Raw genomic sequence first — 14,139 nt, 5'->3', positions numbered from 1 at the left:
AGATGCAGAGCCGGCTCCCTATCCTCATCTTCGCACTGATCATGGCGGCGATCCCGTTCGTTCCGGGCATGCCCCCGTTCTGGATCGTGCTGCTGGACAATGTCGGCCTCACCGCCCTGGTCGCGATGGGCCTCGTGCTGCTGACCGGTGTCGGCGGCCTGACCTCGTTCGGACAGGCGGCCTTCGTCGGCTTCGGCGCCTACACCACCGCGGTGCTGTCGACGACCTACGGCATGTCGCCCTGGCTGACACTGCCGCTGTCGCTGCTGGTCAGCGGATTATTGGCGGTGCTGCTCGGTCTCGTCACCGTCCGTCTCTCCGGCCATTATCTGCCGCTCGGCACGCTCGCCTGGGGACTCGGCTTGTTCTATCTCTTCAGCAAGCTGGAATTTCTGGGACGAAACGACGGCATCTCGGCGATCCCGCCGCTGTCGATCGGCTCGTTCAAAATGCTCTCGCCCGGCTCGATCTACTACGCGATCTGGGTTGCCGTGATCCTCTCGGCGCTGCTCACGATGAACCTGCTGGACTCTCGCACCGGCCGCGCCATCCGCGCGCTCCGGCGCGGCCATGTCGCGGCCGAGGCGTTCGGCGTGCACACGCCGCGCGCAAAAATGCTGGTGTTCATCCATGCCGCCGTGCTCGCCGGTCTCTCCGGCTGGCTCTACGCCCATCTTCAACGTGCGGTGAATCCGACACCGTTCGGCGCGCAGGCCGGCATCGAATATCTCTTCATCGCCGTGGTCGGCGGCGCCGGCTATGTCTGGGGCGGCGTCCTCGGTGCGGCGCTCGTCGTGGTCCTGAAGGAAGTGCTGCAGAGTTACCTGCCGCTGATCCTGCCCGGCTCCGGCCAGGTCGAGACCATCGTGTTCGGCATCATGCTGGTGGCGCTGCTCCAGCTCGCACCCGGCGGCGTCTGGCCCTGGCTGATGTCGTTCCTGCCCCAGCGTACCAGTGGCAAGAAGCCGGACACTTCGCTGAAACTGGAGCAGCGCACCCGCTCGCCCGGCCAATCCAGCGTCCTGCTCCAGGTCGAGAAGGCGCGGAAGCAATTCGGCGGCGTGGTCGCGGTGAACAACGTCTCCTTCGACGTTCAGGCCCGCGAGATCGTCGCGCTGATCGGCCCGAACGGCGCAGGCAAGAGCACCACCTTCAACCTGATCACCGGCGTGCTGTCGGCCAGCTCGGGCTCGATCTCCGTGCTCGGCAACAAGGTGGACAGGGCGCCGCCGCAGGAGATCGTCAAGCTCGGCATCTCCCGCACCTTCCAGCACGTCAAGCTGGTGCCTGACATGACCGTGCTGGAGAATGTCGCGATCGGCGCCCATCTGCGCGGCCATTCGGGGCCGATCTCCTCAATGCTGCGGCTCGACCGCGCTGATGAGGCAAAGCTGCTCGCCGAAGCCGCCCGCCAGATCGAGCGCGTCGGACTGGGCGAGCAGATGCATCAGCTCGCAGGCTCGCTCTCGCTGGGACAGCAACGGATCGTCGAGATCGCCCGTGCGTTGTGCGTCGATCCGATGCTGCTGCTGCTCGACGAGCCGGCCGCCGGCCTGCGCCACATGGAGAAGCAGCAGCTCGCGAGCCTGCTGCGGGAGCTGCGCGACGGCGGCATGAGCGTCTTGCTCGTCGAGCACGACATGGGCTTCGTCATGAACCTCGCCGACCGCATCGTGGTGCTCGATTTCGGCACCAAGATCGCGGAAGGAACGCCGGCCACGATCAAGACCAATCCCGAAGTGATCAAGGCCTATCTCGGAGTGGCGGCATGAGCGCGCTGTTGTCCGTCACTGATGCCCATGTCGCCTATGGCAAGGTCGAGGCCGTGCGTTCGGTTTCGCTCGAAGTCGGCCAAAACCAGATCGTCACCATCGTCGGCGCCAACGGCGCCGGCAAGACCACGCTGCTGTCCGCCATCATTGGCATCTTGCCACTGAAGGGGCGCGTTTCATTCGCAGGTCAGGACCTGTCGCGGCTCGACATCGAGGACCGCGTCGCCATGGGGCTTGGCCTCGTTCCCGAGCACCGCGAATTGTTCGTGACCATGAATGTCGAGGACAATCTCGAGTTGGGGGCCTTCCGCATCGAGAGAAGCAAGGCGAAAGCCTCGATGGAGCGGGTCTACACGCTGTTTCCGCGGCTCAAGGAGCGGCGCAAGCAGCTCGCCGGCACGCTCTCCGGCGGCGAGCAGCAGATGCTCGCAATGGGCCGCGCACTGATGGGCGAGCCCAAGCTCCTGATGCTGGACGAGCCGAGCCTCGGCCTTGCCCCGATCATCGTCGCCGACATTTTCCGCATCGTCACCGAACTGCGCTCCGCCGGCGTCTCCGTGCTGCTGGTCGAGCAGAACGCCCAGGCCGCGCTCAAGATCGCGGATCAGGCCTATGTCATGGAGCTCGGCGAGTTCGTGCTCAGCGGCAAGGCCAGCGACATCGCGGCAAACGAGCGCGTCGCCGCCAGCTATCTCGGCTTCCAGCACGAAGGCGCGAGTGTGTTGTAAGTTCGCAGCGACCGCCTCTTCCCTTCTCCCCTTGCGGGAGAAGGTGGCGCGAAGCGCCGGATGAGGGGTTCTCTCCGCGAATGACGACGTGGGACCATGCGGAGAGAAACCCCTCACCCGTCTCGTCGCTCCGCGACGAGCCACCCTCTCCCGCAAGGGGAGAGGGTGCACCGCGCAAGCCGCTCTAGCTTTCGTTGGTTGGTGAGTTCGCCTCCCCCTTCAGCGCCGCCACCTCCGCCTCCAGCTCCGCAATCCTCGCATCCCTTGCCGCCAGCGCCGCTGCCACATCCGTCGCGTCGAACTTCTGCGGGATGTGCTGCGGACAGTTCGTGTCCCACGCTTCGATCTTGAACAGGATCACCTGCTCCGGCCGGGCGCGATAGCTTTTCGGCATCAGCGATGTCGTCAGCGCCTCGTCGTCCTCGACCACCCGCGCTTCGCCCCAGATCTTCACTCGACGGCGATGGGCGTAGTCCATCACGAAGATGTAGGCCTTTGGATTTTCGGACAGGTTTCCCTGCGTGATGTATTGCCGATTGCCGGCATAGTCCGCGAAAGCCAGCGTCTGCTTGTCCAGCACCTTCAAAAAGCCCTTCGGGCCGCCGCGATGCTGGATGTAGGGCTGGCCGTCGGCCGAGGCAGTCGCGAGATAAAAGCTGTTGGTGTCGGCCAGGAACGCCGCGAGGTTCTCATCGACCTCGGTGCGCCAGCCGCGCTGCTCGGCATGGGCATAGCCTTCGCGTGATCCCTTTCGGGTCTGGATCGACTTCACCGCCGGCGTGAATGCCACGTCGCTGGCGTAGGTGTGAGTTGCCGTCATCGGACCATCTCCTGAAATCCCGGCGCGCCCTTGCGTCTTCGCGATCTAAGATGGACCTCCCGCCGGCTAAAACAATCAGGCCACTTGACACTTCATCATTGCGTTATATGCAATAATGCCATGGACCGCCTCGAAGCCATGCATGTCTTCGTCACCGTCGCCGACCTGCGCGGCTTCGCGCCGGCGGCGCGCAAGCTGCGGCTGTCGCCCTCGGCGGTGACGCGGCTGATCGCGGCGCTGGAGGAGCATCTCGGCGCGCGGCTGTTGCAGCGGACCACCCGCCAAGTAACCCTGACCGACGTCGGCACGCGCTATCTCGAGCGTGCGCGTCGCATCCTCGCCGATGTCGAGGAGGCCGACGGCTCGGCTCGGGAGGAGCGCAATCGGCCAAGCGGGCGGCTGGTGGTGTCGGCGCCGGTCGGCTTCGGCCGGCTCCATGTCGGGCCTGTCATGATCGCCTACCTCAAGCGCTATCCCGAGGTCGCCTGCGAATTGCGTCTGTCGGACAACCTCGTCAACCTCGTGGAAGATGCCGTCGACGTCGCGGTGCGGATCGGCCATCTCGCCGACTCCTCGCTCGTCGCGCGCCAGGTCGGCGAGATGCGGCGGATCGTGGTGGCGACACCTGGCTATCTCAAGCGCCATGGCGAGCCGAAGACGCCGGAGGCACTGCTTGCACACGAGACCATCGCCTTCGGTCCATCCGCGAACTGGCGCTTCGTACAGGACGGCCGCGACATCGAGGTGGCGCCGAATCCACGCTTCGCCAGCAATAGCGCCGACGCCGCCCTGCAATATGCCGAGGCCGGCGGCGGCGTGACCCGGGTGCTGGCCTATCAGGCCGCCGAAGGCTTGCGGCGCGGGCGGCTCAAGATCGTATTGGCGAACTACGAGCAGCCGGCGCTGCCGATCCACATCGTCTACCCGACCTCGCGCCTGCTCTCCGCCAAGGTGCGCGCTTTCGTCGATCTCGTGGTGGAGACCGCGGAGTGGAAACTTGGGTGACGCCCTCACCCCTTCTTCGGCACGACGCGAAAGGTGCCGCTGGCACGCGCGATCACGGCGTCGTCGGCCTTCGCGAGGCACTGCGCGAAGCAGATCGTGCTGCCGGTCTTGATCGCCTCGCCCTCGACCGCGAGCCATTGGCCGATCTCGCCGGCGCCGACATAGTCGACCGACAGCGAGATCGTGACCAACGAGGTGATCCAGCCCGTCGCCTGCGCGCAGCTATAGCCCATGGCGGCATCGGCCAGCGCCGCGATCAGGCCGCCATGGATCAGCCCGCGCGCGTTGGTGTGCGGTGTTGCCAGCCGCAATCCCACGGTGACGCCGTTGTCGGTCTTCCTGGAGTAAAGCGGCTCCCAGGGATCAGTGAGCGGCGCTTTGCGAAAGTGCGGCTCGAAGCCGGCGGGAATGTCGGTGCTGGTCATGTCTGTCTCGCGCTGGTGGCTGCCGCCATTAGAAGCGGCGGACGTGACGGATGCACCACCTACAAAGTTTTAAACGACATTTGCGCGGGTGTTTGAAATGGGCTCCCCGCTGTCATTGCGAGGAGCGTAGCGACGAAGCAATCCAGACTGCCTCCTCGGAGACACTGGATTGCTTCGCTACGCTCGCAATGACGGGGGGGATGCGGTACCGGCACCGTCCTAAAACGGCAACCCGACATAATTCTCCGACAGCGACGTCATCGCAGCCTGCGACTGCGTGACGTAGTCGAGCTCGGCGAGCTGGATGCGCGCACCAATCGTGCCGGTGTCCGGGAATTTGTGCAGCATCGAGGTCATCCACCAGGAGAAGCGCACAGCTTTCCAGACCCGCGCCAGCGCCTTCGCCGAATAGGCATCAATGCCGGCGCTGGATTTTTCGTCGTAGAACTCGCGGAACGCACTCGACAGATAATGCGCGTCGCTGGCCGCCAGGTTCAGCCCCTTGGCGCCGGTCGGTGGCACGATGTGGGCGGCATCGCCGCACAGGAACATCCTGCCGAAGCGCATCGGCTCGGCGACGAAGCTCCGCAGCGGCGCAATGCTCTTCTCGATCGAGGGGCCCGTGATCAGGCTGTCGGCGGCGTCCTGATCGAGCCGGCGCCTGAGCTCGTCCCAGAAGCGGTCGTCGGGCCATTGGTCGACATGGTCGTCGAGCGCGCACTGCACATAGTAACGGCTGCGTCTGGCCGAGCGCATGGTGCACAGCGCAAAGCCGCGGGCGTGGTTGGAATAGATCAGCTCGTGGCTGACCGGTGGCGTCTCGGAGAGGATGCCGAGCCAGCCGAACGGGTAGATGCGCTCGAACTCCTCGATCGCCGAAGCCGGAACGCTGGCGCGGCTGACGCCGTGAAAGCCGTCGCAGCCGGCGATGAAATCGCAATCGATGGTGTGGGTGACGCCATCCTTCACGTAGGTTACGCGCGGGTGACCGCCGTCGAAATCATGCGGCTGCACATCCCTGGCCTCGTAGACCGAGGTGAGACCGGCGGCCGCGCGTGCATTCATCAGGTCGAGCGTGACCTCGGTCTGGCCGTAGATCATGACCGTCTTGCCGGTCGAAGCCTTCATGTCGATGCGGTGCCGGCGCCCCGAGAAGGCGAGTTCGATCCCTTCATGCACCAGACCTTCGGCATGCGCCCGCGCGCCGGCGCCGATCTGGTCGAGCAACGCGACGGTCCCCTCCTCCAGGAGACCTGCACGGATGCGGCCGAGCACATAGTCCGGGCTCTGCCGCTCCAGAGTGACATTGTCGATGCCATAACGGTGCAGCAGTTGCCCGAGCAACAATCCCGCCGGCCCTGCCCCGATGATTGCGACTTTTGTCCGCAATACTTGCTCCTCCCGATCCTATAGGCTTTCGTCGCGGCTCGCTTGTCGCAGCCGTCCGCGCACGATAATTATATCATATAACGGTTGGGCAAAGGGAGTGCGCGGCGGCACGTCGCGCCAGTTCCGGCTTGAACGCGCCGGACAATTAGATAACATGTTAATTAACGAGACCGGGCCATCGAAGCCCGCCGTCAAAAGAGGGAGAGACGCGTGATGAGGAAAGCCTGTCTGGCGTTGCTGCTGGCAGCAAGCGTGAGCCCTGCGTTCGCGCAGGACAAGACCTTCGATTTGAAGATCTCGCACTGGGTGCCGGCCTCGCATCCGCTGCAGAAATCGCTCGAGGACTGGGCCGCCGCGGTCGAGAAGGATTCCGGCGGCACCATCAAGGGCAAGGTGTTCCCGGCCCAGCAGATGGGCAAGGCCTTCGACCATTACGACATGGCGCGCGACGGCATCGCCGATGTCACCTATGTCAATCCCGGCTATCAGCCCGGGCGCTTCCCGATCATCGGCGCCGGCGAATTGCCATTCCTGATCTCGGACGCCAAGGGCGGCTCGATGGGGCTCGACGCCTGGTACCGCAAATACGCCGAGAAGGAGATGAAGGACGTCAAATACTGCCTCGCCTTCGTCCACTCGCCCTCCTCCTTCCACTCCCGCACCAAGAAGATCGTGATGCCGGAGGACGTGAAGGGCCTGAAGATCCGCCCCGCCCATGCCACCATGGCGAATTTCGTCACCTCGCTCGGCGGCACCAATGTGCAGTCCTCCGCGCCCGAAGTGCGCGACATCATCGAGCGCGGCGTCGCCGACGGCGTCACCTTCCCCTGGGGCTCCCTCGTGCTGTTCGGCATCGACAAGGTGACCAAATACGACATGGAGGCGCCGCTCTACACCACGACCTTCGTGTTCGTCATGAACAAGGACAAGTACAACGCAATGTCCGACAAGCAGAAGGCCGCGATCGACAAGAATTGCACGGTCGAGATGGCCGGTGTGGTCGGCGAGCACTGGGGCAAGTTCGAGGATGCCGGCATCGACAAGGTCAAGGCGGAGACCAGTCACGAGGTCTACAAGCTGACGCCCGAGCAGACCGCCGCCTGGAAGAAGGCCGCCGAGCCGCTGGTGAAGACCTGGAGTGACGGCGCGAAGAAGGCCGGCGCGGATCCGGACGCGGCGCTTGGCGAGCTGAAGGCCTCGCTGAAGAAGTACAACGCGCTGGCGGAGTGACGCTGAATCGGAGCCGCAGACTCGCTGCACCTCTGCCGCTTGCGGGGGAGGTCGGCGCGAAGCGCCGGGTGGGGGCTCTCTCCACTCGGGGTCCGTTCATTGCGGCGACACCCCCACCCCAGCCCTCCCCCGCAAGCGGGAGAGGGAGCGCAGCATCGCTGTTGATGCAACTCGCACTCATCTCGAGCAGGAAGCTCCCATGAAGCGCAGCTGGATGGATCGCGTTATCGATTCGATCGAATGGATCGCAGCGGCCTTCGTCGGCATTGTCGCGCTCGACATCTTCCTGTCGGTGCTGCTGCGCAACACGCTGAACTATGCGATCCCCGACAGCTTCGACATCGGCCGCATGCTGCTCGGCATCCTCATCTTCTGGGGCATCGCCGCGACCTCCTATCGCGGCACCCACATCACTGTCGATCTGGTCTGGGGCAATGTCGGACCGCGCTACCAGCGCTGGATCGACGTGTTCGCGACGCTGGTGCTGCTGTTCGTCGTAACGGTGCAGACCTGGACGCTGTTCGACAAGGTTCGCGGCACCTACAACGACAACGTCCAGACCTTCGACATGCACATGCCGACCTGGCCGTTCTTCGCGATCGCCTGGATCGGCGACGTCTCGGCCGTGCTGCTGATCGCGATCCGCACCTACCGGTTGATCTTCCATCCCGAAGAAATGCACGACCCCAAGCTGAAGGCGACGGAGTAATCATGAGCACCGATGCCGTCGCCGTTATCGGCTTCGTTTCCCTGTTCGCCCTGATGCTGCTGCGCGTGCCGGTCGGCATGGCCATGGGCCTCGTCGGCGTCTCCGGCTTCTCCTATCTCGTCGGCGCCACGCCGGCGCTGAAGCTGGTCGGCCAGACCTCGATGCGCACGGTGACCGACTACACCTTCGGCGTCATTCCGATGTTCTTGCTGATGGGCTCCTTCGTCAGCAATTCCGGCATGAGCCGCGAGCTGTTCCGCGCCGCCAACGGCTTTGTCGGCCATTTGCGCGGCGGACTCGGCATCGCTACCGTCGGCGCCTGCGGCGGCTTTGCCGCGATCTGCGGCTCCTCGGTCGCGACCGCAGCGACTTTCTCCGCGGTCGCTTACCCCGAGATGCGCCGCTTCGGCTATCCGCAATCGTTTGCCACCGGCGTGATCGCGGCCGGTGGCACGCTGGGTGCGATGCTGCCGCCCTCCACGGTGCTCGCAGTCTACGGCATCATCACCGAGCAGGACATCGGCAAGCTGTTCATCGCCGGCATCATCCCGGGCATCCTGGCGATGACCATGTACATGATCACGATCTTCCTGATCGGCTATTTCCGGCCCGACTTCCTGCCCAAAGGCAAGGTGCTGCCATGGCGCGAGCGCTTCGCCGGCCTGAAGGACATCTGGGCGCCGGTGCTGCTGTTCGTGTTCGTGATCGGCGGCCTCTACGGCCTGCCCTATTTGCCGCGCTTCACGCCGACGGAAGCCGGCGGCGTCGGCGCTGCCGGCGCCTTCATCATCGGCGTGGCGACCGGCCGGCTCGACCGCGAGAAGATTCTGGCCTCGCTGCTGCAGGCGACGCGCACGGCGGCCGCCGTGTTCACCGTGCTGATCGGCGCACTGATCTTCGGCTATTTCCTCACGGTGACGCAGACCCCGCAGAAGGTCACGGAATTCCTCACCGGCCTCGGCCTCGGCCCCTACGGCGTGCTGGCGCTGATCATGGTGATGTATCTCGTGCTCGGCTGCCTGATGGACGCCATGGCGATGATCATTCTCACCGTGCCGATCATCTTCCCCGTGATCATGCATCTCGGTTTCGACCCGATCTGGTTCGGCGTCATCATCGTCATGACGGTCGAGCTCGGCCTGATCCATCCACCGGTGGGCATGAACGTCTTTGTCATCAAAAGCGTGGTGAAGGACGTCTCCTTCTCCACGATCTTCAGGGGCGTGATCCCGTTCGTTGCAACAGACCTCGTGCGCCTGGTGATCCTGATTGCCTTCCCGCTGCTGGCGACATGGCTGCCGACGCGGATGATGGCGCATTAAGGAGGTGAAGCGATGACCACGCCGGCGCTGGAAACCAGATACGTCTTCACCGTCACCGCACGCATCGGCGACGTCGTCACCGCCGGCGAGACCGGCATCGGCATTCGCCGCATCATCCCGATCATCGGCGGCGAGGTGACGGGTGCGATCACCGGCAAGGTGCTGCCGTTCGGCGCCGACTTCCAGACCATCCGCCCGAATGAGCTGATTGATCTCGAGGCCAAATACGCCTTCGAGACCGACGACGGCGCAATTGTCTATGTCGAGAACAAGGGCATGCGCTTCGGCCCGGTCGAGCTGTTGCAAAAGCTCAAGCGCGGCGAGCCGGTGGATCCCAAACTGATCTATTTCCGCACCGTGCCGAAGTTCGAGACCGGGCATGAAAAGTATCGCTGGCTGATGGAGCACATTTTTGTCGGTTCAGCAGCGCGGCATGCGGATCGCGTGGTGATCGACGTGCACCAGGTGATGTGAGTTCATTGACGGGCTCCGACAAAATGTGTATAAATACACATCATGAATAGCCGAGAAATTATCTCGGTCCTTCAAAGAGATGGCTGGATCCAAGTGGCTCAGAAGGGCAGCCACGTCCAGTTCAAGCACCCTGCGAAGCAGGGCCGCGTCACGGTCCCTCATCCGAAGCGGGACGTCCCTCTCGGAACGCTGAAGAGTATTGAAAAACAATCCGGCCTGAAGCTGAGGTAAGCGCCATGCGTCATTACATTGGTCTTATCCATAAGGACGCCGACAGCGATTTCGGTGTGTCGTTTCCCGATCTGCCGGGCCTCGTGACCGCAGGAACCACGCTCGACGAGGCGCGCGACATGGCCGAGGAAGCGCTGGCGTTTCACCTCGAGGGGATGGCGGAGGACGGCGAACCGATTCCGGAGCCTTCCTCACTCGAAGCTATCATGTCGAAGCCCGAGAACCGCTTGGGCGTCGCCATTCTGGTCTCGATGAAGGACGATCTGCCGAAGGTCGTGCGCGTCAATGTCACCTTGCCGGGTGATGTCCTGGAGCAAATTGACAAATACGCCGAGGCCCACGGCTACACGCGATCGGGCCTGCTTGCTCAGGCCGCGAAGAAGCTGATGACCGACGCAGCCTGAGGCGCTCCACGTATTGCGCCGAATCCGGCGCCCAATTGACTGACGTTTTCCCGTTTCGAAGGAGGCTTCGAAGCGCAACGGCGGGACTTCCCTTGTTGACTCCCCCTGAATTCGTTATACAACATAACTATTCTGACAAGGACGCAAATGACACAGGGAAACGCCGAGACCGCTGACGCGGGCGCCTCCGGGCTTTTGAAGATCGAGCGGGCAAACCGGGTTTTGACCGTCGGCCTCAATCGGCCGGCCAAGCGCAATGCGCTCAACGACGGCATCATCCTGGAAATCGGCGAGTGTTTTGCGTCCCTGCCCGAGGATATCGGCGCGGTCGTCATCCACGGCATCGGCGACCATTTCTCCAGCGGTCTCGACCTCTCTGAATTGACCGACCATGACGCCACCGGCGGCCTTCTCCATTCCCAGATGTGGCACCGGGTGTTCGACCGCATCCAGTACAGCCGGGTGCCCGTGATCGCGGCGCTCAGGGGCGCCGTGATCGGCGGGGGGCTGGAGCTTGCCTGTGCGGCGCATATCCGCGTCGCCGAACCCTCGACCTATTTCGCGCTGCCGGAAGGGCAGCGCGGCATTTTCGTCGGTGGCGGCGGTTCGGTGCGCCTGCCGCGGCTGATCGGCGTTGCCAGAATGATGGACATGATGCTGACCGGCCGCGTCTATTCCGCGACCGAAGGCACCTCCTACGGCTTTGCGCAATATGTCACGGAAGCCGGCAATGGCCTCGGCAAGGCGATGGAGCTTGCGGCCAAGGTCGCCTCCAACGCGCCGCTGACGAATTTCGCCGTGCTCCAGGCGCTCCCGATGATCGCGGAGGCCAATCCGCAGACCGGCCTGTTGATGGAATCGCTGATGGCAACGGTGGCGCAGAGCGACAAAGAGGCAAAACGCAGGATCCGCGAGTTCCTCGAACACAAGACCGCAAAGGTGAAGCCGAAATCATGAGCGCGCAGCCGTCGTCCTCTTCCAGCATGGAGCGCGGCGCGAGCACTTCCCCGCTGCGGCCCATTTCGTTCGGCGATCCCGTCGTGAAAATCGAGCGGCGCGACGACGGCACGATTTACCTGCGGCCCAAACAGCCGCTCGGAGACTATCCGGCCCGCATCACTGACCGCCTGCATCACTGGGCGAATACGACGCCCGATCGCGTCTTCATGGCCGAGCGCGAAGGCGGCCGCTTCTGGCGCAAGATCAGCTACGCCGAGCTGCTCGCCGCGAGCCGGCACATCGCCTCAGGGCTCATCGCGCGCGGGTTGTCGGCGGAGCGGCCGGTCGTCATCCTCTCCGGCAATTCGATCGACCATGCATTGCTGGCGTTCGGCGCGTTCTATGCCGGCATTCCGTTCTGCCCGGTGTCGCCGGCCTATTCGCTGGTATCGAAGGATTACGGCAAGCTCTCCTACTTGATGAAGCTGCTGACGCCCGGCCTCGTCTTCGCTGAGGACGCCGACAAGTTCGCCGATGCGCTCGCGGCCAACGTCTCGCTCGGCACCGAGATCGCCGCGTCCTACGGCGGCGTGCCGGGCCGCGACGTGACCTTGCTCGCCGACCTCATGGCGACGCCGATCCGCGGCGATCTGGACGAGGTCCACGGCAAGATCGGCCCCGACACCATCGCGAAATTCCTGCTGACCTCGGGCTCGACCGGCAACCCCAAGGCGGTCATCAACACCCAGCGCATGATCTGCGCCAACCAGGTGATGCTGCGCGAGACGCTCGCCTTCCTCAAGGACGAGCCGCCGGTCATCATCGACTGGCTGCCCTGGAATCACACTTTTGGCGGCAACCACAATATCGGGTTGACGCTCTACAATGGCGGCTCGATGTATCTCGACGCCGGCAAGCCGGTGCCTGGAGGCATCGAGGAGACCGTGCGCAATCTCCAGGAGATATCGCCGACGGTCTATTTCAACGTCCCCAAGGGCTACGAGTCGCTGCTGCCTTATCTGCGCGACGACCAGGGCCTGCGCGCAAAATTCTTCGACCGGCTGCACGCAATGTTCTTCTCGGGCGCTGCCCTGTCGCCGTTCGTCTGGAACAGCCTCGACGAGCTCGCAGTGAAGGAAAAAGGCTACCGCGTACCGATGCTGACCGGCCTCGGTGCAACCGAGACCGCGCCGTTCTTCATGTCGGTCAACCCGCGCACCAGCCGCTCCGGCCATGTCGGGCTTCCCGTATCCGGCAACGACGCCAAGCTGGTGCCGAACAACGGCAAGATGGAAGTTCGTTGCAAGGGGCCGAACGTGATGCCCGGCTATTGGCGCCAGCCCGACATCACCGCAAATTCGTTCGACGAAGAAGGCTTCTACAAGCTCGGCGATGCGCTCAAGCCCGTCGATCCCGACGATCTCAATGCCGGCTTCGATTTCGACGGCCGCATCGGTGAGGATTTCAAGCTCGGCAGCGGCACGTGGGTCAGCGTCGGGCCGTTGCGCGCGCGCTTCGTTGCGGCCTGCGCACCGCTGGTGCGCGACGTCGTCATCGCCGGCATCAACCGCGACGAGGTCTCCGCACTCGTCGTGCTCGATCTCGACGGCTGCCGGCTGATCAACCCGACGCTGCCGACCGACGATCTCGTCGTCGCGACCCGCGACCGGCTGGTGCGCGAGGCATTTCGCGAACGGCTGACCCGCTTTCTCGGCGCGGCCACCGGCTCCTCCACGCGGATCACGCGCGCGATCCTCATGGACACGCCGCTCTCGATCGACAAGGGCGAGGTCACCGACAAGGGCTCGATCAACCAGCGCGCGGTGCTCGAACATCGCAGCCTGCTGATCGAGGAGCTCTACGCTGCCAATCCATCGGACCGTGTGATATCGGTCGGATAAGAAAACATCGTTACAGGGAGAACGCCATGTTGTTGAAGGATCAGGCAGTCATCGTCACCGGCGGCGCATCGGGACTGGGCGCGGCGACCGCGCGAAAGCTGGCGGCGCAGGGCGCCAGGGTCGCGGTGTGCGACCTCAACGCCAAGCTCGCCGAAACTGTCGCCGCCGAGATCAAGGGCGTGGCTGTGGCTTGCGACGTCTCCGATGCGGCTTCCGCTGAGGCTGCGATCGCCCAAGCGACCAAGTCCCATGGACCCGCGCGCGTGCTGGTCAATTGCGCCGGCATCGGCGTGGCCAAGCGCGTCGTCGGCCGCGACGGCCCGATGGCGCTCGCCGATTTCGACAAGGTGATCAAGGTCAACCTGATCGGCACCTTCAACATGCTCCGCCTTGCCGCAAACGAGATGTCCAAGCTCGAGCCGCAGGCCACCGGTGAGCGCGGCGTCATCATCAACACGGCGTCCGTTGCCGCCTATGACGGCCAGATCGGGCAATCGGCCTATTCGGCCTCCAAGGGCGGCATCGTCGGCATGACGCTGCCGATCGCGCGCGAGCTGGCGCAGTTCGGCGTCCGCGTGCTGACGATCGCGCCCGGCCTGTTCCTCACGCCGCTGCTCGCCAACCTGCCGCAGGAAGCCCAGGACTCGCTCGCCGCCGCGATCCCGTTCCCGCGCCGGCTCGGCCACGCCGACGAGTTCGCAGCGCTCGCCCTGCACATGGTCGAGAATTCGTACCTGAACGGCGAAGTGGTCCGCCTCGACGGCTCGCTGCGCATGGCGCCGAAATAGGA

General features: G+C 64.3%; 15 protein-coding genes. 12 read left to right on the top strand and 3 right to left on the bottom strand.

Annotated features, from left to right (window positions below):
* Window positions 1–2 precede the first annotated feature (2 nt).
* Both BRA1417_RS0108050 and BRA1417_RS0108045 read left to right on the top strand, forming a co-directional pair.
* Complete coding sequence (locus BRA1417_RS0108050) at window positions 3–1,772, top strand: ATP-binding cassette domain-containing protein (protein WP_051448284.1); 1,770 nt, start codon at window positions 3–5, stop codon at window positions 1,770–1,772.
* Window positions 1,769–2,500 (top strand): ABC transporter ATP-binding protein, encoded by a 732-nt coding sequence (locus BRA1417_RS0108045; protein WP_027515398.1) that lies wholly within the window; start codon window positions 1,769–1,771, stop codon window positions 2,498–2,500. The genes BRA1417_RS0108050 and BRA1417_RS0108045 overlap by 4 nt, the downstream gene beginning before the upstream one ends.
* 184 nt (window positions 2,501–2,684) lie before the next feature.
* Here BRA1417_RS0108045 and BRA1417_RS0108040 read toward each other — a convergent pair whose 3' ends face one another.
* A complete protein-coding gene (locus BRA1417_RS0108040; RefSeq protein WP_027515397.1) occupies window positions 2,685–3,320 on the bottom strand; it encodes a pyridoxamine 5'-phosphate oxidase family protein in 636 nt (211 codons plus the stop codon).
* Between the two features lie 120 nt (window positions 3,321–3,440).
* On the opposite strand from BRA1417_RS0108040, the gene BRA1417_RS0108035 reads away from it, so the two are divergent.
* Complete coding sequence (locus BRA1417_RS0108035; protein ID WP_027515396.1) at window positions 3,441–4,325, top strand: LysR family transcriptional regulator; 885 nt, start codon at window positions 3,441–3,443, stop codon at window positions 4,323–4,325.
* A gap of 5 nt (window positions 4,326–4,330) precedes the next feature.
* Here the strand turns inward: BRA1417_RS0108035 and BRA1417_RS0108030 are convergent, their stop codons facing one another.
* Both BRA1417_RS0108030 and pobA read right to left on the bottom strand, forming a co-directional pair.
* A complete protein-coding gene (locus tag BRA1417_RS0108030; protein WP_027515395.1) occupies window positions 4,331–4,750 on the bottom strand; it encodes a PaaI family thioesterase in 420 nt (139 codons plus the stop codon).
* A gap of 219 nt (window positions 4,751–4,969) precedes the next feature.
* Window positions 4,970–6,139, bottom strand: coding sequence for a 4-hydroxybenzoate 3-monooxygenase (pobA, locus tag BRA1417_RS0108025; protein ID WP_027515394.1), 1,170 nt, complete (start codon window positions 6,137–6,139; stop codon window positions 4,970–4,972).
* A gap of 213 nt (window positions 6,140–6,352) precedes the next feature.
* On the opposite strand from pobA, the gene BRA1417_RS0108020 reads away from it, so the two are divergent.
* From BRA1417_RS0108020 to BRA1417_RS0107980, 9 genes are all read left to right on the top strand, one after another.
* Window positions 6,353–7,369, top strand: a complete 1,017-nt coding sequence (locus tag BRA1417_RS0108020; RefSeq protein WP_027515393.1) for a TRAP transporter substrate-binding protein — start codon at window positions 6,353–6,355, stop codon at window positions 7,367–7,369.
* Window positions 7,370–7,568: 199 nt separating this feature from the next.
* The gene (locus BRA1417_RS0108015; protein WP_007599673.1) at window positions 7,569–8,078 is read left to right on the top strand and encodes a TRAP transporter small permease; all 510 of its coding nucleotides are present in this window, start codon (window positions 7,569–7,571) and stop codon (window positions 8,076–8,078) included.
* A gap of 2 nt (window positions 8,079–8,080) precedes the next feature.
* On the top strand, window positions 8,081–9,400 hold the full coding sequence (locus tag BRA1417_RS0108010) for a TRAP transporter large permease (protein WP_027515392.1): 1,320 nt from the start codon (window positions 8,081–8,083) through the stop codon (window positions 9,398–9,400).
* A 12-nt stretch (window positions 9,401–9,412) separates the two neighbouring features.
* Window positions 9,413–9,874, top strand: coding sequence for a DUF3237 domain-containing protein (locus BRA1417_RS0108005; protein WP_027515391.1), 462 nt, complete (start codon window positions 9,413–9,415; stop codon window positions 9,872–9,874).
* A 42-nt stretch (window positions 9,875–9,916) separates the two neighbouring features.
* Window positions 9,917–10,105 (top strand): type II toxin-antitoxin system HicA family toxin, encoded by a 189-nt coding sequence (locus tag BRA1417_RS0108000; protein ID WP_027515390.1) that lies wholly within the window; start codon window positions 9,917–9,919, stop codon window positions 10,103–10,105.
* A 5-nt stretch (window positions 10,106–10,110) separates the two neighbouring features.
* Window positions 10,111–10,509, top strand: a complete 399-nt coding sequence (locus BRA1417_RS0107995) for a type II toxin-antitoxin system HicB family antitoxin (protein WP_027515389.1) — start codon at window positions 10,111–10,113, stop codon at window positions 10,507–10,509.
* Between the two features lie 147 nt (window positions 10,510–10,656).
* Window positions 10,657–11,466: a crotonase/enoyl-CoA hydratase family protein gene (locus tag BRA1417_RS0107990; RefSeq protein ID WP_027515388.1), complete on the top strand. Its 810-nt coding sequence runs from the start codon at window positions 10,657–10,659 to the stop codon at window positions 11,464–11,466.
* On the top strand, window positions 11,463–13,349 hold the full coding sequence (locus BRA1417_RS0107985; protein ID WP_027515387.1) for a feruloyl-CoA synthase: 1,887 nt from the start codon (window positions 11,463–11,465) through the stop codon (window positions 13,347–13,349). The genes BRA1417_RS0107990 and BRA1417_RS0107985 overlap by 4 nt, the downstream gene beginning before the upstream one ends.
* Before the next feature lie 26 nt (window positions 13,350–13,375).
* Window positions 13,376–14,137 carry an SDR family NAD(P)-dependent oxidoreductase gene (locus BRA1417_RS0107980; protein ID WP_018458464.1) on the top strand — a complete coding sequence of 254 codons (762 nt, stop codon included), beginning with the start codon at window positions 13,376–13,378 and terminating at the stop codon, window positions 14,135–14,137.
* Window positions 14,138–14,139: the final 2 nt, after the last annotated feature.

Origin of the sequence: Bradyrhizobium sp. WSM1417, assembly GCF_000515415.1 — a bacterium.
GTDB lineage: Bacteria > Pseudomonadota > Alphaproteobacteria > Rhizobiales > Xanthobacteraceae > Bradyrhizobium.
Note: the sequence above shows the minus strand (reverse complement) of the source record. Positions and strands in the feature narration are given on the sequence as shown.